This is a genomic window from Ochrobactrum quorumnocens, from assembly GCF_002278035.1.
Classification (GTDB): domain Bacteria; phylum Pseudomonadota; class Alphaproteobacteria; order Rhizobiales; family Rhizobiaceae; genus Brucella; species Brucella quorumnocens.
This window is the reverse complement of the sequence record NZ_CP022605.1, coordinates 35,667-49,527: the sequence shown is the minus strand read 5'-3', so window position 1 is coordinate 49,527 and position 13,861 is coordinate 35,667. Positions and strand designations below refer to the sequence as shown.

Below are 13,861 nucleotides of genomic sequence, written 5' to 3'. Positions count from 1 at the left end.
ACAACTTGAGGCTTATTATTCTGCAAGCACATCACATGCGGCGCGAATGTAGTGTAGATCGGGGTATATTAATGGACATTGCCACTATTCTGATCATCAATTCGCTGATTGCAACTTGCTCCATCCGCGAAACCGCACGTCTGGAAGGTCGCGCTCCGTCCACGGTCAGCGCGGCCCTGGATCGAATGGAAACGGCGCTCGCGGTACCACTCATGCGGCGAGAGGGAGCAGTTCTAAGCCTTACACTCGAGGCACAAAAGCGCCGCAGAGTATTTAATGAAACAGCGCAGCTCAGTCGCGAGCTTCAATCTATCGGCGGCACCAACAATAATCGTGCAGCCATCTCTCTCACCGCTCTCATTCGCTTTTCTGTTGCAGCCCAGGCGGGCAGTATCCGTGCCGCAGCCAAAAGCCTCGGCATGGGGCAGCCACAGCTGACTCGTCAGCTATCGGAACTGGAGCGTAACCTTGATTGCCGCTTATTTGAGCGGACACGATCTGGTGTCAGTTGCACCGAAGCCGGTAAGCAAATGCTCACTCTTGTGGAAACAATTATAAGCAATTGGGAGGAGCTGTCTCATGCATCGTCTGATCGCTTCCGATACAAGCTCGCGACCTGTCGGGTCGGGTCTGTTATGCCGCTTGGCCATGAAAGCAATATTGCGCAGATCCTTGCCAATCTGACAGCCGGATGGGAAAAGCTCTATCCGCGCCAACCGCTATCGATTTCGGCCAACACCGCAGAAGAACTGATCTCTGGGCTCAAAAGCCGCCGCTATGATGCGATCCTCATCGACCACGACGACTTCTCCCGGGATTTTGATGGCCGCGTCGTATCAGATGCCCCGCTCGCCCTGATTGGTGATCATCGTGTCATGGCGGAACTCAATGGCGACATGGCAACGTTCTTGCAAAAGCATCGCCTGGCACTTCCCAGTGCGAAGAGCGGTATCCGACAACATGCGATGCTCTATTTGGAAAGCGTGCTTGGTCCGGTAAGTCCATCAAAACTTCGTTTAATCGAGATGGATTCAATTCCGGTCATCATTAATCTGGTCACGCGACACGGTTATCTTTCGATATTGCCCGAACCAGTTGTTGCCCGTCTTCCCTTCCCGATTACGCAATACCTGCTTGGTCAAGAACACCGCCAGATACTTTCATTTGTATGGCGACGGAACACTTTCACACCAACGATGTTAAATGAGATGGTGTCACTACTGACAGAGGACAATTAGTAGAATTTTATTTCTCGCGACGACTAGTTTATGACGCTTATAAAACACCACCGGGATGACAGAATTTTGCTGAGGCATCCTTCGTTCGGAATCTGGGATATATCCCTTTCCGGTGTTTTAAACTAGCCTGCAAATCAAACAGCAGATGACTGTGAGGGAGAACACAACTATGAAAACATCATTGATTATTGCTGGCGTAGTGGCCAGCCTGGTAACTGCTACCAGCTTTGCTTTCGCAGCAGATGTTGTGGTGGGTTCCAAGATCGATACCGAGGGCGGGGTGCTGGGCAACATCATTTCGCAGGTTCTTAAGGCAAACAATATTGCTGTTGTCGACAAGATCCAGCTTGGTGCAACCCCAATCGTGCGTGAAGCAATTACCCAAGGTCAAATCGATATTTACCCGGAATATACCGGGAATGCTGCCTTCTTCTTCAATAAGGGCGATCTTCCTCTATGGAACAAGGCGCGCGAGGGATATGAAGAAGCCAAGAAACTGGATTATGAAGCCAACAAGATTGTTTGGTTGACGCCGGCTAATGCCAACAATACCTGGGCAATTGCTGTGCGCCGCGATGTCGCGGAAAAAAACAAACTCAAGTCTCTGACTGATTTCGGAAAATATGTGAGTGGTGGTGGGCAGATCAAACTTGCGGCGTCGTCAGAATTTGTAAGCTCGGCCACAGCTTTACCGGCTTTCCAGACGGCATACAGCTTTACCTTCAAGCCTGATCAACTGATTACGCTTTCAGGGGGTGACACTGCGGCTACGATCGCTGCTGCTGCACAGCAAACTTCGGGCGCCAATGCGGCCATGGTCTACGGTACTGATGGCGGTATTGCGCCTGCGGATCTCGTCGTATTGCAAGATGACAAGGGTGTGCAGCCGGTTTATTTACCCACCCCCATTATTCGCGAAGCAGTTCTGAACGAAAATCCGCAAATAGCCGAACTGCTAAAGCCAGTGTTTGAATCCTTTTCCCTCGAAAATCTTCAGGAACTCAATGGCCGCGTCCAGGTCGGTGGCGAACCTGCAGCTGATGTTGCACGCGAATACTTAACCTCCAAAGGCTTCATCAAGTAACCCTTTTCCCTGCCGGAATAAATTGCTTCGGCAGGGACTCAATCCTTAAGGCTGGTTCTCGAGCGATGCTAAGCGCAATCGTCGCTAAAGCCAGTAGAATTCCCGGCGAACAGGACTCACCATGCAATTAGCCGCAGACCGTACCGCCGCCTCTCACCCACGTTTTGCCTTTGACCGACTGGGGCTGGTAATTTCCCTCATCATCATTGCTGCGATGTTCATCCAGCCTTTTGCCCTCGTGCGTCCCAATCGCGTCGCGGCGACTGCACCAGTCTTTATTTGGAATGCCTTACCATCGTTACAGGCGTTTGCACTGATTGTCCTGTCGTTGGTCACTGCCCTCGTCATGGCGCTGCGCACGCAGCTGACATTGCGTCTTGGCCTTCTGGTAATCACCCTTGTTACGCTCGCCATCGCTATTGGCTGGAGCGCGACCTACCTTACACCGGCAGGCAATAATTATGCCCGTGTTTCGCCCGGCGGCAGCCTGTGGCTAATACTCTTTGCGCTGGCACTCGCCATTGGTGACACGCTTGTCCGCATGCGTCTCAAGCCGCTTTCACGGCTGGCAGCGCTAGGTATCTTCGTGGTCCTTCTTGGCGTGTTTCTCTATAGCGGCGTCTGGAACGACATTTCCATTCTCAAGGAGTATGCCTCTCGTCGCGGTGCGTTCATGAGCGCACTGAGCACTCACGCTTTTCTCGCGATCGGCTCCCTCATTGCAGCCTTCATCATCGCCACGCCAATCGGCATACTTATCCACCGCGTCAAGCGCCTGCGCGATGCTGTTCTGTCCTTCTTCAATGTCATCCAGACTATCCCATCCATGGCCCTGTTCGGCGTGCTGATTGCGCCGCTGGCATGGGTTGGCGCCAATCTGCCCGGTGCGAGAGTACTTGGCATCGCTGGTATCGGTCCAGCACCAGCCTTCATCGCTCTCGTCGCCTATGCACTTCTGCCCATCGTTTCAGCAACCGTTACCGGCCTTGATAATGTCTCGCCTTCCGTTGTGGACGCCGCTCGCGGTGTGGGCATGACCCGCCGCCAGCGCTTGTTCTCAGTGGAATTGCCGTTGGCGTTCCCCGTAATCCTCACCGGCATCCGCGTGGTGTTGGTGCAGAATATCGGCCTTGCGGTTATTGCCGGCCTTGTGGGCGGCGGAGGTCTTGGCATGTTCGTCTTTCAGGGCATCGCCCAGACAGCCACCGATCTGGTGTTGCTCGGTGCTTTGCCGACCGTTGCCATGGCCTTCGTCGCCGCCATCTTGCTTGACGCGCTGATAGAAATCAGCCGCGGCCACCAGAATTAGGAGCCCGTCCTATGATCGAGATTTCAAACATCACCCGTATTTATGGCGCGCAAACGGCCGTCGACAATGTTTCGCTGACAATCGACGCGGGTGATTTGGCCGTCATCGTTGGCACGTCTGGCTCCGGCAAGACAACGCTGATGCGCATGATTAACCGCCTTGTCGAACCAAGCCATGGCGTGATCAAGATCGACGGCAAAGACAACCGAGAACTACCACCTCATATTCTGCGACGCGGCATCGGCTATGCCATTCAGGGCCATGGACTGTTTCCACACCGCACCATTGCGGAAAATATCGGCACAGTCCCCACGCTGCTCGGCTGGGACAAGGCTAAAATCTCCACGCGTGTGGATGAATTGCTATCACTGTTTCACCTCGATCCTGCGATCTATCGCAACCGTATGCCGCATGAACTTTCAGGCGGTCAGCAACAGCGTATTGGCGTTGCCCGTGCTTTGGCATCCAATCCAGCAATCCTCCTGATGGATGAGCCATTCGGTGCGCTTGACCCGATCATCCGCGACAAAGCTCAGGAAGATCTGCTGGCGATCCAGAAACATTATGGCACCACCATCGTGCTTGTTACCCATGATATGGAAGAAGCGATCCGCCTTGGCTCGCGTATTGCAGTGATGGATAAGGGCAAGTTGCTGCAATATGCAACGCCGGAAGAAATCATCACCAAACCAGCAACGGACTTTGTCCATGCCCTGCTCGGCGGTGGCAGTGACCGCGTATTCCGTCTGTTGTCGCTTGAAACCGTTGACGGTCTCGTCGAGACCGGCGGCGCGAGTGGTGATGCGATCAACAGTGACATGTCGCTGCGTGAAGCACTGGGCGCAAGCCTATGGTCAGGTCGCACCGCACTCCCTGTCAGCCGTGATGGTCAGATCATCGGCCGCATCACCCGCGCTGCAATTGAAAAGCACGCCCGGAGGGTCGCATGAGACTGGGCACAGTCCTGAAGATCGCACTGCTGGTCCTGCTTTGTACTTTCATTCTGAAGCCGGAATGGTTTCAAAGCTGGTTGGCACCTTTCACCCGCAATAATGCACCGGCCATCTATACGCAGAACTCCCTGCTGGCACTGACCATGAACCATCTGGCGCTGGTCGGCATCGCAACACTGACTGCAACCATCATCGCCGTGACGCTCGGTATTTTAACGACGCGACCTAGCGGACGTGAATTCCTGCCGATCTCGCGCGCAGTGGCCAATATCGGCCAAACTTTTCCGCCGGTCGCAGTTCTCGCCATCGCTGTGCCGATCTTTGGCTTCGGCTCGATTCCTGCCTTCATCGCGCTTCTGCTTTATGGCTTGCTGCCGATCTTTGAAAACACGCTGACAGGTCTCACCGAGCTTGAACCATCCGTGGTTGATGCAGGACGTGGCATGGGCATGACCGGCCGACAATTGCTGTTTAATGTCGAACTGCCATTAGCTCTGCCGGTCATCCTGTCGGGCGTTCGTCTAGCCGCGATCATCTCGCTCTCCACTGCAACCATCGGCTCGACCGTCGCTGCAAGTACACTGGGTGAAGTTATTGTTGCAGGACTGTTATCGGGAAATACGGCTTTCGTTTTACAGGGGGGCTTTATCGTCGCAGCACTTGCGATCCTTATCAATGCGGCCTTCGTTTATGCTGAGCGAAGGTTGAGAAGCAACGCCCACTAAATGCGCGCGCATAGGAAACCATAGCAGGTTTTAGTCTTTTCGCCTTATCCGGCCACTTAAATGGCCTCGCTGAGATCGGCAACAATGTAGCCCGGATGTTCGATACCGATCGAAAGCCGTCCGTTTGAGCAGGTCCCGAGCTGGTCATCGGCAGCCAGTTGCGAATGTGGTGCCGTTAATGGATGGAACGCTAGAGAACGTGCGTCGCTAGTATCGGGGACGTGTTAGAAATGCTGCGGCCTGCCTCGCGTCCACCTTTGAGATCAAATCCGACCAACGCGTCATGTGATCTTCTCCGCCCGACCACTGGAACGCCTTACACTTCGTAAATATGCGAAGAGCACGGCCTATATGCGCGGGCGACTTTTCCGCGGATGGCCAACCCGAAATCGTTGTTGGTTACGGCGTCGCGCGATCTCGTCGGAATGCTTCACTGCTCCCGTAACGGCCAGCGCTTATTCATTGCTGTTTGGTGTTAAACATCCGACCAGTCGCGGCGAATTGCCCATCACCATCCTTCAGACACCTGTCGCATGGGCAAGAATGAGTTGTCCGTAGTGGACGCTCAATTGCATCTGCGAGAATCAGACAATCTCTACATTGTGGACGGATCTGTTCTACCAAGCCTGACTTGCGGGACCGATTCATGCCGCAATTCAAATAGTTTCCGAAAGCTTTTCTGTGGGTTTTCCAACTAAATACCCAGATCTTTTCGCAAATAATCCATTGCAATTCTTCGTTTTCAATATGGTCTTGATAAACCAAAGCGAATGGGCGGTCTGACCAATTCGATAAACCGCCCCCTATTTTTTACTTCGTCGTATACCCTCCATTGACCAGAATAGTCTGACCGGTCATCCACCAGCCATCTGAAACCATGAAGCGGATGTAAGGAACAATATCCTCAATATCGGTGAGACCTGTTTTGGAGAAATTTGACAGTGCCGCAGCGGTCTTGTGATAAGCAACCGCATCGTCTCCTTCAGCCGGATAGAAAAACGGCGTATCCATCGGGCCAGGTCCGATTGCTGTGACCGAGATGCCGCGACCGCCAAACTCCTTTGAGGCTGCCCTCGTGAAATGCTCAATGGGGGCCTTGGTACCTGCATAACTCGCATAAAATGGCGTGAAGGCACCCAATAGCGAGGTGACCAGCGTCAAAAGCTTACCATTATCATTGAGATGGTTGCCTGCTTCTTTAATAAAGAAAAATGCGGCCTTAGCGTTAACTGCACTCATTTCATCGTACTCAGCCTCCGAAATATCTAAAATCGGCTTTTTAAGCACTTTGCCGACCGTATTAATCGCGATGTCTGGACGACCGATTGACGCTACAGCGTCTGTAAACAACTTTTCGACAGCATCGGCCGTTGTCAGATCGGCCTGAAAGGCGATTGCTTCAGCGCCAACGGCTTTTACAGCGGCTACGGTAGCTTCTGCATCTGCCTTGCTCGCAACGCTATTGTAGTGAATAGCGATTGCTTTGGCACCGTGAGCGGCAAAATCGCGTGCAAGCAAGCCGCCAAGGTTTTTGCCACCGCCAGCGATAAAGACGGTTTTACCTTTGATGCTGTGATCAGTCATGAATAGCCTCCTATGCCCAATGGCGACCTCGGTCACTTTCGTTGGAGGAATGTATCGTCTATACATTCAAGATAAAGATGTGCATCCTGACATCACTTGTCAGAAAACCGATACAATTGAGGAATTAGGGCGATTGGACCGGATAGACCTATTTCGAATTTTTACTCGTGTTGTCGAGTGTTCAAGTTTCACACGTGCCGCCAATACGCTTTCCATTCCGCGGTCTTCAGTCTCGGCGGCAATTCAGGAGTTGGAAGGGCGTATCGGCACACGACTGCTTCACCGCACGACCCGTAAAGTCTCTCCGACACACGATGGTGAGGCATTTTACGAACGCTGCCAGCGGGTCATAGCCGATGTCGAAGATGCCGAAAGTCTCTTTCGACAAGCAGCAGCACAGCCATCCGGAAAGCTCCGCGTTGATGTTCCGGGACGTATCGGTCGTCTGATAATAGCGCCTGCGTTGCCAGATTTTCTTAATCTTTATCCGCAGATCGACATTGATTTCGGGGTAACGGATCGTGCAGTGAACCTGATAGAGGACAGTGTTGACTGCGTTTTGCGTGTCGGCCCACTAAGCGACTCCGGCCTTATCGGGCGTTCAATTGGCAAGCTGCCTCTAATCAATGTTGCCAGCCCAGCTTACTTAAAGCGCTATGGCAGACCTCACACACCGGACGAACTCGCAAGCCATTTGGCAATTAACTATTCATCCCCATCAAGCGGTCGGGTTGAACCTTGGGAATGGCTAGAAGATGATGTGCTTCACGCGGTGCATCTGCCTGGGCGTATTACAGTAAATAGTGCGGAAGCGTACATCGCTTGTTGTTTAGCTGGTCTCGGCTTGATCCAAATCCCAGCATATGATGTGCACAATCATTTAGAAGCAGGTGATCTGATCGAAGTAATGCCACGACACCGCGCCCAACCTATGCCCATGACACTGCTCTATCCCCATCGCCAACATCTCTCACGACGGTTACAGGTCTTCGCTGACTGGCTTGAGGCTCTACTCAAGCGACATCTCCTTCCATAAGAGAGAATTAATTGTCGTTCGGTTTATAAGTCTCTTTATCGTAAACATTGAAGATGCCGTCGATCAACTATGGTCGTCGACACCCCTGCGCCAGTAGGGAACGACGAGATGTTCTGCCTTATCCAATTTTTGTTCACCAGGAAGGTAGATGCGGATGGAGCAGAAAGCATCGTACTCACAGCCCGCCCAAACATATCGGCGTATTTGGAGATCCGGCATTCTCACACTTCATATCGCACCCTGAAGCAAACTTCTGGTTCGCGCTGCAGCACGACCGCGGCAAAGCCAATTCGCCTTTATTGCGGCTTTAAAGAATAGTGACTGGACTTCACTTTCATCTGTGACTTCTATAAAGGCATAGCCGCTGGCAGATGCAGGTAGATACTCCAGCATGCGCGCAATTACGCGCAGAGCTGTTTCATCTCCGGCAAACAGATACCACTGAGCATCTATCAGACCGCCGCCACCCGGGCCAATCACACTGAGCTCATCACCCACGCGCGTTTGAGCTGCATAGTTTGAACCAGGTCCAGCATTGTTATGCAATATAAAGTCAATATCGATAAGTCCGGTATCAACGTCGACCGAGCGCAGTGTGTACTTAAGCATATCTGGCCTTAGCTCAGGATTTGCCCACAGTATGAGGCCGTTGATGGCATACCTTACTGCATCGTCGCAATGAAAGGTAATGCGTCGCATATGCGGAGTAATATCGCATATCGACTGCACCTCGAGTTTACGGAAATTTGGTGAACGTTCAAGGTCGTCACCATCGTCACGCCAGATGATAACTGGCGCTGTCTCACTTGCAAATTCCATTACATGGGAAACAACTGCCGTACGAATGAAATAAATGTCTTCCAGATTTGACGCTCATAAATCGATACGCGCTTGCGCGCCTTTGTAACAAACCGTGTGCTGGCGGATCTCATGCGCAAAAGCGTTCCAGCACCTTCGCGCTCAGCTTCCCCGTCATGTTCGAGCATATGATCACACAGCTTGTTGACGACAAGGCCAGGGTGGGGGCAACTCAACAATGGCAGAAGCTGCAAATTGTTTGTTTTATAATTCCGTCATTGAGCTACGGGCTCGATTTTTGTCATTTCGTCGTCAAGGCCCACCCAAAATGTTCCCTCTATCGGCACCGCGAGAAAGCGCCGATTTATTTCGGCAAGCGTCGCATTGGGATCAATGTCTGCAAATATTTCTGGATGCGCCCATTTCGCAAAGCACTCGAATATCAAAACATTCAGTGCCGAAATAGACACCTGATGCGATATACCGAAAGCGCGTCGTTCACTCACCGCTGTAAGATTGCGACGAATACTGTTGAAAACGACATTGCGAAGTGATGCGAGCGCGGTTTCCTTGGAAACACCGCCCCCTACAATCAAACTCGTGTCTGGCGATAAGTTTGGTGCGCCTGTCGCAATGTAAATCTGTGGGTCAGTTTCAAGCACGTATTCTGGACTGAGTCTGCCTTCATAGGCAGAAACCACGTCTGCACCGATACTCACTGCTCCGGCCAAGACAATGTTTTGGGTCATTCGATTGTTTTGCCCAGGCGTGGAACAGCACGTGGCATTAGCAAAACCGTCAACCAGCACTTTTGGGTGCTCTGAAACATTTTTTAGACGCTCGGTAATCGATCTATACCGCTGGCGCACGAACGCCGTATATTCCCCGGCTTGTTTTACACGCCCGATCGCCTTTCCGAGTAGTTCAACGGAGAACGCCGTAGATTCCAAGGGGTTTCGCTTGTCATTGACTGGCCCGTCCAGAAATATCACGGGGACTCCGGCCGCATTGAGCAGTTCAACTGTATCTTCCCAACCCGCTTGCCACTGGTTGATCACAAACAGATCTGGCGACGCGCTGAGGATACTCTCGACCGAAGTATCGGTTGGCTGTAGCGCACCTACTGTTGCGATGTTATCGATCTCCGGAAATAGCTTGTGGAAAGAAGCATACACCCCCTTATCGATCCGCTGCGGATTTGCCCACCCTGCGATCCTCGAAACAGGATCGTTTTCGATCAAAGCTAATGAAAGAAGAAGCAGGCTCTCGTTAAAAACAATTCGTTTTGCGGGAGCGTTCAGCCGAACCTCCCGCCCCGCAGCATCCTCAAGCACGATCTGCGCTGTCGCCTCTCGAACTGGCCCCATAAGATCAGCCAAAAGAAAAATCGGCAGAATCCCGATGATAAGCAATAATCGTGTGAGAATTGCGCGAACATGGGTGCCCAACTGCTCTACCAACGGTATTTCAGGCTGGCGTTGACAGCACGTCCTGCTCCATAGTTACAGCTGCCGCCGGTGTCATTTAGACAGTGAGAGACATATTTACGGTCAAACAGGTTGGTCGCGTTGACGCGCAGTGTCATGCCATCAAGCTCTTTTCTCACTTTACCGAAGTCCATTTCGACACCGAGATCAACAAGCATTTGCCCCGGGATACGTAATTTCTCTAGATACTTGCTGTCGGTCTGATAGGATGACCAGCCGCGCACGCCCGCACTCACCGAAAGACCAGAAGCCCAGATAGGGCTGTATTTAGCCCAGACGCTTGCCTGATGTTCAGGCAAACGGAGGATTTCGCGACCCCGTTCGACAGCCAGATTGGATTCCAGTATTTCTGAGTCCGAGTACGCGTAGGATCCAAGAAGTTCAATCTCGCGTGTAAGCTCAAACTTGCCTTCAACCTCGACTCCACGAACCCGTTGTTTTCCTGACTGCACGTAGCCAGTCTGTACCCCAGTAGTCAGATAAGGGGTCAGCGCGTTTTTAATATCAAGATTGTAGAACGAAACGGCGATCATACCGTTACTCCCCAAGGGCTCATATTTCACACCAACCTCGATTTGACCGGCGCGCTGGGCTTTGTAGGGCTCATCAAACGCATCAACGCCGAGTAAAGGCGTGAATGTGGTTGAATAACTCACATAAGGGGCTAGGCCGTTGTCAAACAAATAAGTTAGACCTGCGCGCCCAGAAATCTGGCCTTCGCTGTTCTCAACATATGCCTTATCTGGTGTTGCACGGCGATTGAAGGTCGATATTTCTGATTGATCATAACGTAGACCCAGCGTTCCCACCCAGCGATCGTAACGTACCTGATCTTGCACATATACCCCCAGTTGCTGCTGTTTTTGCAATGCTGAAGTCGAATAAGCAGGATAGGGAATGGATACCCCACCATAGACGGGATTGAGATAGTCTATTGGAGGAACGCCTGCGGTCGTGTTACCGAAATTGCGGTCTGAAGTGGCGCGCAAGTATTCGAGACCGAGAAGCACCGTGTGATCAATTTCTCCGGTATTGAAACGTGCTTCAGCTTGAGTATCGACGGTAAACGATGTCAGTCTATCGTCGGAAGCACCTGACGCGCGGTTAAGCGTATGTCCATCCGGCTGATACGCAAATGCCGGATTAACGAGCACGAGGAACATATCCTGTGAGGACCGGCTATATCGCAGGTTCTGTCTCACGCTCCAGGTTTCGTTGAAGTCATGGGAAAATTCGTAGCCTAGCGTGTAAAAATCCCGATTGAATTCATTTGCTTCTGGATCACCCAGATAAAGATCACGCGGTATCTGGCCGTGGGGATTGGGCAGCAATGTTCCCACCGCAGGGTAAAATCGAGGATTGAAGATTGCACGGTCCCGCTGATAGTAACCAGATAGCGTCAGCGAAGTTTCCGTGGAAGGGCTCCAGGTCAGGCTCGGCGAAAACATCAGAGCACGATCGCGCTCCTGATCAATCTGCGTATGCATATTGCGCCATTGACCGACAAACCGGTACTGCCAATCGCCGTTTTTCGTAACTGGCCCTGTTGAATCCACCGAAGTCTGGATGCCACCAAAAGCTGAGGTGCCGATGACAACTTCATTATGCGGCGTGGCCTGCGGAGACTTGCTCACGTAATTTACGAGACCACCTGGCATTGTTCGACCATAAAGCACCGAAGCAGGTCCTTTGATTACCTCGATTCTTTCGAGGGCATAAGGATTCACGCTTGGTGTTGCATAACTGCTCGGATCTCCCGGAAGTGCCAGGCCATCCATCCAAATTGTGCCATAGGTGTTGTAGCCCCTGATATGAAGCCAGTCGTATCGTATGTCGTAACCATTTGCTTCAGAAAGAACACCGGGCGTATAACGCAACGCTTGCGGAACCGTGTCGGCGCTTTGGGCATCCATTTGCTGACGCGTTACGACACTGACTGCCTGGGGCGTTTCCAGAAGCGACGTGTTAGTTTTAGAAGCCGCCTTGCTTCGCTTAGCGATGATTGAATCATCAGGTCCAGTCAGGCTTTCACTGTCACCGCCAATTGTGATTGTACCCAGTATCGTCGTACTTACTGTCTGTTCCTCAGAGAATGCCGTTTCAATACAACAGATGCCAATCGCAGTGGAAGCGACAAGAAGCGTCGCCAGCCGTGCGTATAATCCTCTTGGTCCTTTGCAGGCGTTCCACTGACCGACGATAACATATTTCACGAAATTCCCATCCATATGATGCAATAACAAATTTTTGAATTCAGGGCGCTTTCATCGATGATCGAATTAAACTTGACCTATAAATTCATATTAATGTAGAATTACAAAATGGGTGAGCCTTTCTGCAAGTGGGGAAGCTTTGACAGAGAAAGAAAAACCTTTGTTGGAAGCACAAAGATCTCTGGAAGCTGCGCGGAATGTACAGGGATGCAATATGAAGGCATATGAACTTGTCTCACGGCTTAAAGCCTTGAACCTCAGCGACTTCTGAAAGTTATTTGGCATGAGCCCCTCTAAGAGAGAGCGACATTCTCGTTCAAAGCCCGAAACTACCAAACTGCGCGTTCGCGATTTTTTGCAACGCGAAGGTGTGCAACTCGAAAGCCCTGACGATAAACTTTCCCCCGAAGATACACTGATTGAAGGACGGTTCATTCATCAAGAACTGCGCAACGGTCTTTTCCTGCATGTCAGCGACGCTCTAGAAAGACGTCCATTCACAGCCACGTCCCAATTATCTGCCGGCTTATCGTGCATCTTTTTTCTAGATGGGGCGGTTGACATGAGAATGGGCGACAGGCCATTCCATTTTGACGGTGCGCGGATGGGCGCAGTCGAGGGAACAGCGATTATGAATGCCCGCCCCGAGAGTTTTCAACGTAGCTCCTTCGGTGGCCAAAGGCTGCGGCATCTCGTGGTCACGGCCTCACCAGAGTGGCTGGATATGGACGGTTTGGAGGACAGTGAAGCGGGTACAAAACTGTTTAGCAATCACCTCGCCAGTCAACGTTGGACGGTAACGCCCCGCGCGATAGAGCTTCTCCATCAAATTGTAGCACCTACCAATTTGGCTCCGTGCTTACGCAAACTTTTTCTGGAAAGCCGGGCGGTTGAGATCATTGCTGAGGCTCTTTCCGCGATTACGCAGTCACCATCAAGCAACTCATCCAGTCGTCTCTCGACCCGGCAAGATGGGGTACGCCTTACAAGAGCAAAGGAATTTATCGCGACCAATTTGGCTGCGTCGCTCAACGTGCCCACAATCGCGCGTGCTGCTGGGATCAATGTCAGCGGACTTCAGCATCTGTTTCGGCTACATGAAGGGTCGAGTGTATTCGAATATATCCGCAAAGCGAGGCTCGAAAACGCGTATGAGGCTCTCGCGTCGGGAGAAGTCGGAGTTTCAAGCGCCAGTAGCCTGGCAGGATACTCCACTCCTGAAAACTTCGCGACGGCATTTAGACGCCAGTTTAACATTACCCCCAAACACCTTATTAAAAGAAGATGAACCATTTTTCAGCATAAACATTTTCTAAATTAAAAATGTTAGTGTTTTAATTGATGTCATTCAAGAATATACAAAAGTTAAATTATAAATAATAATTTTAAAGCATAAATACACCTCATGAATAAATGCATCATAGAGATATTCTA

General features: G+C 51.5%; 11 protein-coding genes and 1 pseudogene. 8 read left to right on the top strand and 4 right to left on the bottom strand.

From position 1 onward, the window contains the following. Positions 1-71 precede the first annotated feature (71 nt). From CES85_RS22300 to CES85_RS27865, 6 genes are all read left to right on the top strand, one after another. Positions 72-1,238 carry a LysR family transcriptional regulator gene (locus CES85_RS22300; RefSeq protein ID WP_167388319.1) on the top strand — a complete coding sequence of 389 codons (1,167 nt, stop codon included), beginning with the start codon at positions 72-74 and terminating at the stop codon, positions 1,236-1,238. Positions 1,239-1,407: 169 nt separating this feature from the next. After that, positions 1,408-2,322, top strand: coding sequence for a glycine betaine ABC transporter substrate-binding protein OsmF (osmF, locus tag CES85_RS22295; protein ID WP_095448052.1), 915 nt, complete (start codon positions 1,408-1,410; stop codon positions 2,320-2,322). 121 nt (positions 2,323-2,443) lie between these two features. Beyond that, positions 2,444-3,631 carry an ABC transporter permease gene (locus CES85_RS22290; RefSeq protein ID WP_095448051.1) on the top strand — a complete coding sequence of 396 codons (1,188 nt, stop codon included), beginning with the start codon at positions 2,444-2,446 and terminating at the stop codon, positions 3,629-3,631. Between the two features lie 11 nt (positions 3,632-3,642). Continuing rightward, positions 3,643-4,581 (top strand): ABC transporter ATP-binding protein, encoded by a 939-nt coding sequence (locus CES85_RS22285; RefSeq protein WP_095448050.1) that lies wholly within the window; start codon positions 3,643-3,645, stop codon positions 4,579-4,581. Then, positions 4,578-5,309 carry an ABC transporter permease gene (locus CES85_RS22280; protein ID WP_095448049.1) on the top strand — a complete coding sequence of 244 codons (732 nt, stop codon included), beginning with the start codon at positions 4,578-4,580 and terminating at the stop codon, positions 5,307-5,309. The genes CES85_RS22285 and CES85_RS22280 overlap by 4 nt, the downstream gene beginning before the upstream one ends. A gap of 533 nt (positions 5,310-5,842) precedes the next feature. Beyond that, positions 5,843-6,007: a GMC oxidoreductase gene (locus tag CES85_RS27865; RefSeq protein ID WP_095448048.1), complete on the top strand. Its 165-nt coding sequence runs from the start codon at positions 5,843-5,845 to the stop codon at positions 6,005-6,007. Positions 6,008-6,119: 112 nt separating this feature from the next. Here the strand turns inward: CES85_RS27865 and CES85_RS22270 are convergent, their stop codons facing one another. Then, the gene (locus CES85_RS22270; protein WP_095448047.1) at positions 6,120-6,893 is read right to left on the bottom strand and encodes an SDR family oxidoreductase; all 774 of its coding nucleotides are present in this window, start codon (positions 6,891-6,893) and stop codon (positions 6,120-6,122) included. 133 nt (positions 6,894-7,026) lie between these two features. Between CES85_RS22270 and CES85_RS22265 the strand changes: the two genes are divergently transcribed. Continuing rightward, positions 7,027-7,929 carry a LysR family transcriptional regulator gene (locus CES85_RS22265; protein ID WP_095448812.1) on the top strand — a complete coding sequence of 301 codons (903 nt, stop codon included), beginning with the start codon at positions 7,027-7,029 and terminating at the stop codon, positions 7,927-7,929. 63 nt (positions 7,930-7,992) lie between these two features. Here the strand turns inward: CES85_RS22265 and CES85_RS27860 are convergent. The 3 genes and pseudogenes from CES85_RS27860 to CES85_RS22250 form a co-directional block, all read right to left on the bottom strand. Further along, positions 7,993-8,628: pseudogene (locus tag CES85_RS27860) on the bottom strand (siderophore-interacting protein). Between the two features lie 374 nt (positions 8,629-9,002). After that, a complete protein-coding gene (locus tag CES85_RS22255) occupies positions 9,003-10,175 on the bottom strand; it encodes an ABC transporter substrate-binding protein (protein WP_244923357.1) in 1,173 nt (390 codons plus the stop codon). 5 nt (positions 10,176-10,180) lie between these two features. Further along, entirely contained in the window at positions 10,181-12,427 is a 2,247-nt protein-coding gene (locus CES85_RS22250; protein ID WP_244923356.1) for a TonB-dependent siderophore receptor, read from the bottom strand. Positions 12,428-12,710: 283 nt separating this feature from the next. Here CES85_RS22250 and CES85_RS22245 point away from each other — a divergent pair, with 283 nt between their 5' ends. Next, entirely contained in the window at positions 12,711-13,715 is a 1,005-nt protein-coding gene (locus tag CES85_RS22245) for a helix-turn-helix domain-containing protein (protein WP_095448044.1), read from the top strand. The last annotated feature ends 146 nt before the right edge of the window (positions 13,716-13,861 follow it).

Bases quoted from the DNA above. Each gene is read 5' to 3' on its own strand.
- osmF (WP_095448052.1), top strand. From the start codon at position 1,408: ATGAAAACATCATTGATTATTGCTGGCGTAGTGGCCAGCCTGGTAACT.
- CES85_RS22300 (WP_167388319.1), top strand. From the start codon at position 72: ATGGACATTGCCACTATTCTGATCATCAATTCGCTGATTGCAACTTGC.
- CES85_RS22280 (WP_095448049.1), top strand. From the start codon at position 4,578: ATGAGACTGGGCACAGTCCTGAAGATCGCACTGCTGGTCCTGCTTTGT.
- CES85_RS27865 (WP_095448048.1), top strand. From the start codon at position 5,843: ATGGGCAAGAATGAGTTGTCCGTAGTGGACGCTCAATTGCATCTGCGA.
- CES85_RS22270 (WP_095448047.1), bottom strand. From the start codon at position 6,893: ATGACTGATCACAGCATCAAAGGTAAAACCGTCTTTATCGCTGGCGGT.
- CES85_RS22290 (WP_095448051.1), top strand. From the start codon at position 2,444: ATGCAATTAGCCGCAGACCGTACCGCCGCCTCTCACCCACGTTTTGCC.
- CES85_RS22285 (WP_095448050.1), top strand. From the start codon at position 3,643: ATGATCGAGATTTCAAACATCACCCGTATTTATGGCGCGCAAACGGCC.
- CES85_RS22245 (WP_095448044.1), top strand. From the start codon at position 12,711: ATGAGCCCCTCTAAGAGAGAGCGACATTCTCGTTCAAAGCCCGAAACT.